The sequence below is a fragment of the Nodosilinea sp. LEGE 07088 genome, from assembly GCF_015207395.1.
In the GTDB taxonomy this organism is placed as follows: Bacteria; Cyanobacteriota; Cyanobacteriia; order Phormidesmidales; family Phormidesmidaceae; genus Nodosilinea.
This window is the reverse complement of the sequence record NZ_JADEWX010000236.1, coordinates 1-7196: the sequence shown is the minus strand read 5'-3', so window position 1 is coordinate 7196 and position 7196 is coordinate 1. Positions and strand designations below refer to the sequence as shown.

Annotated in this window: 7 protein-coding genes; 2 read left to right on the top strand and 5 right to left on the bottom strand. The window is 56.1% G+C overall.

Going from position 1 to position 7196, the window contains the following annotated elements:
* The 4 genes from cobA to IQ254_RS28380 form a co-directional block, all read right to left on the bottom strand.
* A partial coding sequence (cobA, locus tag IQ254_RS28395) for a uroporphyrinogen-III C-methyltransferase (protein WP_193969510.1) occupies nucleotides 1–831 on the bottom strand: 831 nt, incomplete at its 3' end.
* Nucleotides 832–933: 102 nt separating this feature from the next.
* A complete protein-coding gene (locus tag IQ254_RS28390; protein WP_193969509.1) occupies nucleotides 934–2712 on the bottom strand; it encodes a tetratricopeptide repeat protein in 1779 nt (592 codons plus the stop codon).
* The gene (locus IQ254_RS28385; protein ID WP_193969508.1) at nucleotides 2709–4049 is read right to left on the bottom strand and encodes an AAA family ATPase; all 1341 of its coding nucleotides are present in this window, start codon (nucleotides 4047–4049) and stop codon (nucleotides 2709–2711) included. Before IQ254_RS28385 ends, IQ254_RS28390 begins: the two co-directional genes overlap by 4 nt.
* A 191-nt stretch (nucleotides 4050–4240) precedes the next feature.
* Nucleotides 4241–4867 carry a Uma2 family endonuclease gene (locus tag IQ254_RS28380; RefSeq protein ID WP_193969507.1) on the bottom strand — a complete coding sequence of 209 codons (627 nt, stop codon included), beginning with the start codon at nucleotides 4865–4867 and terminating at the stop codon, nucleotides 4241–4243.
* A gap of 84 nt (nucleotides 4868–4951) precedes the next feature.
* Here IQ254_RS28380 and IQ254_RS28375 point away from each other — a divergent pair, with 84 nt between their 5' ends.
* Nucleotides 4952–5068 (top strand): AbrB/MazE/SpoVT family DNA-binding domain-containing protein, encoded by a 117-nt coding sequence (locus IQ254_RS28375; RefSeq protein ID WP_193969506.1) that lies wholly within the window; start codon nucleotides 4952–4954, stop codon nucleotides 5066–5068.
* A gap of 172 nt (nucleotides 5069–5240) precedes the next feature.
* Here IQ254_RS28375 and hisC read toward each other — a convergent pair whose 3' ends face one another.
* On the bottom strand, nucleotides 5241–6299 hold the full coding sequence (hisC, locus tag IQ254_RS28370; RefSeq protein WP_193969505.1) for a histidinol-phosphate transaminase: 1059 nt from the start codon (nucleotides 6297–6299) through the stop codon (nucleotides 5241–5243).
* A gap of 78 nt (nucleotides 6300–6377) precedes the next feature.
* On the opposite strand from hisC, the gene IQ254_RS28365 reads away from it, so the two are divergent.
* Entirely contained in the window at nucleotides 6378–7040 is a 663-nt protein-coding gene (locus IQ254_RS28365; RefSeq protein WP_193969504.1) for a glutathione S-transferase family protein, read from the top strand.
* The last annotated feature ends 156 nt before the right edge of the window (nucleotides 7041–7196 follow it).

Genomic DNA, 7196 nt, shown 5'->3' with positions numbered 1-7196 from the left:
GGGTGAAGGGTGAAGGATTTTGGACGAGGCCTCGTCTCCTCCTGGGAGGGGTAGGGGTGGGTCTGCTGGAGATTTTGGATTTTGGATTTTGGATTTTGGATTTTGGATGTCTGGTGCTAAATACCGCCGCAGACGGACGACTTCGCCAAATACCATGACGCAGGGCGATAGCACTTCTCCTCGCGTCACCTGGCCAATGGTGAGCAGGTTGCCTGCCCAGACCTGCTGCTGCGGGTGCCCTCCCCAGCGAATGATCGCCACGGGCATTTCGCCCCGGCAGCCGTTAGACCGCAGGCGCTGCACAATGTCGTTGAGGTGGCGGCTGCCCATGAGCACCACCAGGGTTTGCAGGCGGGCCAGGGTGGCCCAGTCGAGGCGATCGGGGTCGTGGGCGGTGACCACGCCAAACCCCTGGCTCCAGATCGGGTCGGTGAGGGGAATGCCCGCCAGCAGGGGGGCGGCCAGGGCCGAAGAAACGCCAGGAACCACCTCCACTGGGCAGCCAGATTCGCGCAGGGCCTGCACCTCGGCGGCGGTGCGGCCAAAGATAAACGGGTCGCCGCTCTTGAGCCGTACCACCGATTTTCCTGCTCGAGACAGCTTGACTAACAACGCGTTGATCTCGCTTTGGGGAGGGCTGGGCTGGCCGCCGCGCTTGCCCATATCGATGCGATCGCACCCCACTGGCAGCAATTTCAGCAACGCCTCATCCACCAGGGCGTCGTAGACCAGACACTCGGCCCGCTGGAGCAGGTCGTACCCCCGCACGGTGAGATAGGCGATCGCCCCCGGCCCGGCCCCCACGATATAAACTGTCCCTGGCTGAGTCATGATCAAAAGCTAATACGATGCCCCTTGAAGGATGGCAGATGACTGTTTAGATTTTGATCCTCCCATTCAGTACTATCCATATCAAGCAGCCGGGTTCCTGGATCAGCGCTCTAGCAGGGCTTGAAAGCGGGGATCGGCGCGGATGGGGTCGAAGTCGGTGTCGGTCTTTGCCATCTCGCGATAATTAGGATCGATGTCAAAAGCTTGTTGGAGTAACTCAAAAGCTGACTCTAGATCTCCCTGCATACTGAGGGCGTATGCTTTGTTGTAGATAGCGTTAGCGTGCTGAGGGTTAATTTCTATTGCTTTATCAAAACTAGAGATCGCTTCATTGAGCTGTCCAGCATTCGCTAAAGCATACCCTTTATTGTCCCAAGCTTCGTGGTTGTCGGGTTGGATTGCGATCGCAGCGTTATAGGCGGCAATGGCCTCCTCATGGCGGCCTAAGTTCCACAGCGCGATCCCTTTGAGATAGAGCGCTTTGTGGAGATCGGGTTTGATGGTGATCGCAGCGTCATAGGCGGCAATGGCCTCCTCGTAGCGGCCTAAGTTCCCCAGCGCAACCCCTTTGAGGTAGAGCACTTCGTGGTCGTCGGGTTTGATGGTGATTGCAGCGTCATAGGCAGCAATCGCCTCCTCATAGTGGCCTAATTCATTCAACGCAATCTCTTTCTCGCAGAGCACAATCTGTTCCGTAAGCCCTTTGAGCTTGAGTATAAGATCTTTGTTGTAGAGCGCTTCGGGGTCGTCGGGTTGGATTGCGCTCGCAGCGTCATAGGCGGCGAGCGCAGCGTTATAGGCGGCAATGGCCTCTTCATTGCGGCCTAAGTTCCCCAGCGCAACCCCTTTGAGGTAGAGCACTTCGTGGTCGTCGGGTTTGATGGTGATCGCAGCGTCATAGGCAGCAATCGCCTCCTCATAGTGGCCTAATTCATTCAACGCAATCTCTTTCTCGCAGAGCACAGTCTGTTCCGTAAGCCCTTTGAGCTTGAGTATAAGATCTTTGTTGTAGAGCGCTTCGGGGTCGTCGGGTTGGATTGCGCTCGCAGCGTCATAGGCGGCGAGCGCAGCGTTATAGGCGGCAATGGCTGCTTTCCATTCCATGGAAGCATCGAAGAGATTGCCCTGCTCAAAATGCAGATTGACTCTCTCCGACTCATCCAGCTTCTCGGCTTCTAGCAGCGATTGAATTTCTAGAATGCGACGATTGCGCTGTTCTTGCGTCCAGCTCAGGTATTGGCTGTACCCGCCTTCTAACCAAAGGCGGCGGGATTCACGGCTGAGGGTGGCAGTATCGTCAGCGATTTGGGCCACGCCCGATCGCCAGTCAAAGAAATCGGGGGCGCGGTGAACGAGGTATTTCACCGCAAAGACAGGCAGCAAAAACACAATCCGGGTGGCAAAGCTATCGCGAAAGCGTTCCCGCTGTTGGTTGAGGTTGATCAGCACCGGGGGCACACCGTGCCAGCTATAGCTAAAGATTTTTTCGCTGCTCCAGCCCAGACGTTTTTTCGATTCTTCGTAATCTAAAAGTGATAACTCTAAACCTTGAATGAAAAGAACATCTGTCTGTTGAGAAACCCCAACAAACCTTTGAAAACGGGTAAATAATGTCTCCTCCCGTTCATCCAGAAAAGTTTTTATTCTCTTGAACAAGTTGCCATCTGAAATTGGAGCCTCTAGCTTCAGAACATCAACGCGCTTACCCCTTAAATCTTTCCGAGTGCGCTTTATCAGCTTCTCTCCCTGGAAAGGTGAGCACTCCACAAAAAACAGGCCAAACCCCTCTGTGCGGCGCAGGCCGTTGAGCAGCATCCGGTATTCTGCGTCGGGGTCTAGGGTTTGGTCGTTTTCATCCCAGGCCAGCAGGTCGGTGGTCATGGTGGGGGTGCCTCCGTTGCCAGGGCGGCTTTCGCCTGCTGAAACTCAGGGATCGCCTTGATCAGCGGGTGGGCATCGTACCAGCACTGCATCGTACCCTCGTCGTCAAAATAGCGATACTCCATCAGGCAGCGGCGAAACAGCAGGTCGCGGTGGGGTTCGTCGTTATCGATGCTGCGGGTTTGGGCCACCTTGGCCAGCACCCGCCACTGATCTTTTTCTACCGTGCGACGATAGGTGTCGCGGGTAGTGGCGATCGCCCGCCGCACCGCCACCGTGGGGATGGGCAGCGCCTCGGTGCGGTTCATCGCTTCCTTCATCAGCAGCAACAGCTCTCGCACATGGCCGCCGCTGGCCAGGCAAAGCTGGGTCACCACGTCGTCATTTTCAAAGATATCGCGCCCCAGCTGCACTTCGGCAATAAAGGGCTGAATGCGGCGCACCAGCACCTCCTGCATTTTGGCAATGCCAGGGAGATGCCGCTGCCCGTCGGGCTTCTGCACCATCACCATCGGCAGCAGATCTGGGTTGCCGTAGACCTCCTTCAGGTCGTTGGCCCGGTTGGAATACACCATAGAAATAGGAACGGTGTAGATCAGGTGGCAGTCGAGCCCCTGGAGCTGATCACTGCGATCCAAAAAGATTTCGTCGTGGTTGCTGCGGCCATAGTCGTCGTGGATGGGGACGATGCGATCGAGGTTGTCGGCAATCACAACGATGTGCTGTTTGTCCGGCGGCAGCTTGGCCTTGGCATCGGCAATGAACGCATTCAGCGCCTTCACCAGGGTCATGGTGTGGGGGTTCACCAAGTCGCGAATCTTGCTGCGCTGGCTAGGCACCGCGCGAATGCTGGCGGTGATTTCGGCAAACTGCGCCGCCAGGGTCTTCACATCTAGCGACTCCATCACCACTTTGGTCTGGCCCAGGTCGTAGAGCGATTGGCCCCGCTCCTTAAACCAGCTAATCAAGGGCGCAGGGTCAGCGTTTTGCAACTCTTCTAATAAGTGGCGGGTGCAGGACAGCAGAATATCGGTGTATTGCACATCCTGAGCGTCGATGTCGCCGTCTTCTCCCACGGCGGCAAAATAAACCACAAAGCAGCCTTTCTGCTCCAAATCTTGTTTCAGCCGCAACAGCTCCGTAGACTTGCCCGCCCCCCGGTGACCGCTGTAGAGCTGGCAGGTGTAGCGGTTAGAGCGCAAAATTTCTGGCCCCAGATCCAGCAGCACATTGGCATCGCCCCGTTCCGCCTCGCAATGCACGTAGGCGGGGTCTCCCGGCTCCAAAGGCCGGAAGGGATCAATGGCGTTATAAATTCCGGTCAAAATGTCGGTCATGGGGCATACATGGGCCGCAGCGATAGGCGGTGTGCTTTCTAGGTTACACGACCTAGAAGATTTGCCTAAAGGGTCTATGCAGTTCTCTCGTTCCCACGCAGAGCATGGGAACGCCACCGTGGTGCTCCTGCGCCCCAATCTCGACGACGCAGGAGCATGGGGACAAGCAACGGCAGAGATTTCTCCCGATATCAAACCACCTGCCCCGCCTGAAAAATCTGCTCAGCGGTCAGAGCTAGCTCGGGAAAGGTTAGCGAGGCTACCTGATCTTTTCCCCGAAACTGCCTAACTTCATAGTCGTCTCCAGTCAGTTGATAGATAGACAATGTAGGCAATTTCTCAGCCCCAATATAACGAGTGGCTCCTAATCCCAGATAGTCTACAACCCAATACTCTGGGACCTGTTGATTTCTGTACTCCGCCAGCTTGTAGAGATAGTCGTCTACTTTAGAACTTTCGCTGACGATCTCGACTACCAATAAGGCTGGGACTTCCAACACGGCTGAGCGAGTACCCAGAGCGTCTAGATCGTGCTGCTGAGCCACTAACACATCAGGGAGCCGGGCTGTGGCGTCTTCAGTACGTTGTCCCACATCGCCGCGTACGGCTTCCCAGCCCAGTCCAAGGCGAGCAATTTCATCGTCAAACTGGCGTTCAAGGAATTTAGCGATTTTGCTGTGGGGCCAGGGGGCAGGAGTCATGGGCAACAAAAGACCTCGCACCAGTTCGTAGCGGGTGTCGGTGCCGTCGTCATAATGGAGGTATTGAGCAAAGGTCAGCGTCGTTAGGGGTACCGGCGAAACTGCATTGGAAACCATGGCTATCCCCCAAGTGGACTGGTTCTAGTGTAATCAGTAAACATACTTTGACTCAGCAACACCCTATCAACTAACTCCTTAGCTATGCTGGTTACCACCGTTACCAATACCGGACAAATTACTCCACCTGACGAAATTCGACAGCATCTCAGGCTGGTGAGCGGCGGCGTAGTCGAGCTTGTCATCGACGAAGATGGTTAGGTCCAAATCTTTCTCCTTTCCGCGACGACGAGCAGCAATGGCAGCAAGCCGCTACCGTTATTCAACAGAGCCAGTCTGGCTTTGCTGCCAATAGCGTTCTATGTGATCTGGTTTAGGTGCTCAAGGGAGCAGACTAAGCTAGCCCAACAGTCTCTGGCTCAACCATGACGCATCAAGAAGGGTGGTTGAAACGAGTTAGGGCGGCGATCAGCGCCTGGTTTTGGGCATCGGTTCCCACCGAAATCCGCAGCTTATCGTCTAGCCGAGGCTGTTTGAAGTAGCGGACCAAAATGCCCTGTTCTTTTAGGGCCAAATACAGCTGCTCTGCCCTGGGCTGAGGGGGAGTGGCCAAGACAAAATTGCCGTGGGAATCTAGCACTTTAAAGCCCAGATCCCGTAGCGCCTGGGTCAACGTCGCCCGGGATGTTTTAACTTTAGTCGCACAATCATTTTTATAGGCCTGATCCTGCATGGCTGCGGTTCCCAATGCGATCGCAATGGCATCGACGTTATAGCTATCTTTCACCTTAAATAGCTCGGCCAACAGCTTGGGGTGAGCAACCCCAAACCCGAGCCGTAAACCAGCCAAGGAATAGCCTTTTGATAGGGTTCGCAACACCACCACATTTGCCAATTCCTCCACCAGAGATAGCGCTGAGCCATCGGCGAAATCTACATAGGCTTCATCAATGACGACCAGCCCTGCCACCTGTTGAGCTAGCTGACGCAGGTCCTGCAGGGGGACAACGTGGCCTGAGGGGCTATTCGGAGACGCGATGAAGGTAATCGCTCCCTGGGCCGCGATGAGTTCTTTGAGCGGGAGTTGAAAATCATCGGGGTAGGGAACCTCAACCACCGTGGCAGGCTGTATCGCCGCTAGGGTGCGGTACAGCACATAGGTCGGGGTTGGATAGACTATCTGCCGCGACTCCCCGTCGGTACAGGCGCGGACTAAAAGATTCAGCAGATCATCGCTACCATTGCCCACAATGATCCAATCCGCAGGCACGCCGAGAACATCGCTAACGGCTTGGCAGAAGTTGCGGGCAAAGGGGTCAGGATATCGCCTCAGCTGCTCATCCTCGAAACACCGCAGCGCCTTAATGACGTTTGGAGAGGGTGGATAGGGATTCTCGTTGGAGTTGAGCTTGATAATATTGGTTCCTGACCGAGGCTGTTCTCCAGGCACATAGCCAGCCATCGCATCAATGTTCGAACGCACGTAACTCATTGGGGGTCTTTCAGGTGATAGTGCTTTCCTGTGAAATGCTAGATCGCTAGAATCCACATAGTATTGAGGGCATTGACGATGCTGACTTTTTACCATACCCCGCTGTCGGTTAACTCCCGCCGGGTCTGGGTGGCACTGCTAGAGAAAGACCTGCCCTTTGAGGCCCACGTGGTAGACCTGGGCGGCGACCAGTTTCAGCCCGACTTCTTAGCCCTCAACCCCTTCCACCACATTCCAGTACTGGTGGATAACGGCTTCACGGTGATCGAATCCTTCGCCATCTTGGACTACCTTGAGGCCAAGTTCCCGGATATCTCGCTATCAGCAATGACTGCCGAGGGCGTTGCCACCCTCCGCATGGTTGAAATGGTGACGGTGAACGAGCTGGTGCCCGCCGTCAACCCCTTGATTAAAAAAATGATGGGCTTTGGCCAAGACCCCGCTGAGGTGATTGATGAGGCCAAGCAAAAGGCCGGGGTCGTGCTCACCTTCTACGCCGACAAGCTGGGCGATCGCCCCTACCTCTGCGGCGACCAACTCACCCTGGCGGATGTGGTGGCGGGCACCTTTGCCCCCTGGTTTGAGTCGCTGGGGCTGCCCATGGCCGACTACCCTAGCCTGCAAGCCTGGACCGAGCGGTTGATGGCCCGCCCGGCCTGGCAGACCACCCAGCCCACGGCGGAGGATTTGGCTGCGTTTCGCGATCGCATGAAAGCGCGCATGGCCGCCCAGGGGCAGTAGCGGGGTGGGCTGGCCGCGATCGATCTCCCTCAAGTGGGGTTTGCTCAGCCTGGGGGCGATCGCCCTGTCGCTGCGCCTGACCGGCCTGGGCCACATCCACACCCTGGTGTTCGACGAAGTCTACTACGTGCCCTTTGCCCTGGATTATCTCAAGGG

Coding starts and splice junctions, on each gene's coding strand:
- IQ254_RS28390 (WP_193969509.1), bottom strand. CDS start 2,712: ATGACCACCGACCTGCTGGCCTGGGATGAAAACGACCAAACCCTAGAC.
- IQ254_RS28385 (WP_193969508.1), bottom strand. CDS start 4,049: ATGACCGACATTTTGACCGGAATTTATAACGCCATTGATCCCTTCCGG.
- IQ254_RS28380 (WP_193969507.1), bottom strand. CDS start 4,867: ATGGTTTCCAATGCAGTTTCGCCGGTACCCCTAACGACGCTGACCTTT.
- IQ254_RS28375 (WP_193969506.1), top strand. CDS start 4,952: ATGCTGGTTACCACCGTTACCAATACCGGACAAATTACTCCACCTGAC.
- hisC (WP_193969505.1), bottom strand. CDS start 6,299: ATGAGTTACGTGCGTTCGAACATTGATGCGATGGCTGGCTATGTGCCT.
- IQ254_RS28365 (WP_193969504.1), top strand. CDS start 6,378: ATGCTGACTTTTTACCATACCCCGCTGTCGGTTAACTCCCGCCGGGTC.